This window comes from Pseudonocardia pini, assembly GCF_013870575.1.
Classification (GTDB): Bacteria; Actinomycetota; Actinomycetes; order Mycobacteriales; family Pseudonocardiaceae; genus Pseudonocardia; species Pseudonocardia pini.
Genome location: NZ_JACBXB010001152.1, coordinates 1 through 1235, shown reverse-complemented (window position 1 = coordinate 1235; position 1235 = coordinate 1). Strand labels below are relative to the sequence as shown.

2 protein-coding genes are annotated in these 1235 nt (G+C 72.6%); both read left to right on the top strand.

Annotated elements, in window-relative coordinates:
• On the top strand, nt 1–250 hold a 250-nt coding region (locus H5J29_RS33360), incomplete at its 5' end, for a vWA domain-containing protein (RefSeq protein ID WP_220188237.1).
• A 2-nt stretch (nt 251–252) separates the two neighbouring features.
• Complete coding sequence (locus H5J29_RS33355) at nt 253–1065, top strand: PIG-L family deacetylase (RefSeq protein WP_181784861.1); 813 nt, start codon at nt 253–255, stop codon at nt 1063–1065.
• The last annotated feature ends 170 nt before the right edge of the window (nt 1066–1235 follow it).

Below are 1235 nucleotides of genomic sequence, written 5' to 3'. Positions count from 1 at the left end.
CATGACGGAGTCGTTGCTGCTCAAGGCGTTCGAGCGGATGGTCGTGCTGCTGTCGGACTGCCTGCACACCTCGGGGGACGAGCCCGCGACCGCGCTCCGCGGGATCGACCGCCTCCACGTGCTCAGCCCCCTGCCCGACGACGAGGCGGAGCGGGCGGGTCGCGCCCTCGCGGCCCGCGGCGGCGGGAGCTACCAGGAGGTGCGCAGGCTGACCGACGTCGCCCCCGCGCTGACCCGGATACTCTGCTGACCGTGGGGACCATCGTCAGCTTTCACGCCCATCCGGACGACGAGTCGATCGCGACGGCGGGCACGCTCGCCAAGGCGGCCAAGGCCGGGCACCGGGTGGTGCTGGTCTTCGCCACCCGCGGCGAGCTGGGCGAGCCCGTGCCCGGGGTGCTGGCCGAGGGCGAGCAGCTGTCGGTGCGGCGGTCCCAGGAGTGCCTCGACTCGGCGAAGGTGCTCGGCGCCGCGCGGGTGGAGTGGTTGGGCTACACCGACTCCGGGATGATGGGCGAGCCGTCGAACGACGCGGGGTACTGCTTCTGGCAGGCGTCGGTCGAGCACGCCGCCAAGCGGCTCGCGGTGATCCTCGACGAGGAGGAGCCGGACGTCCTCACCACCTACGACGACAACGGCGCCTACGGCCACCCCGACCACATCCAGGTCCACCGGGTGGGCAAGCGGGCGGCGGAGCTGTCCGCGGTGCCGGTCGTCGCGCAGCAGACGATCAACCGGGACTGGATGCTCCGCGGGATGCAGGGGCTCAAGGACTCCGGGGAGACGCCCGAGGGCTGGGACATGCCCGACAACGTCCCGCCGCCCACCTTCGGCAAGCCGGAGGCGGAGATCACGCACCGGGTCGAGGCCGTGGACTTCACCGACCAGAAGCGGGCGTCGATGCGCTGCCACGCCAGCCAGATGGGCCCCGACCACTTCATGCTCGCGATGCCGGACCCGATCTTCGCGCTCGGCTTCGGCACGGAGTTCTACGTGGTCAGCGACCCGCCGAGCCCCGCGGCGGCCCCCGAGCTGTTCACGGACCTCTTCCTCCCCCTGCGCTGACCCGCCACGATCGGCACCCTCGTGCGGGCGGTCCGCGCGAGAGTGCCGATCGAGGGATCAGCCGATGTGCTCCCAGCGCCAGAGGAGCCCGTCGTCGGGGTCCTCGAGCTCGGCGACGCGCGTGAAGCCGCAGCGCCGCAGGACGGCGGTGGAGGGGCCCTCCTCGGCCA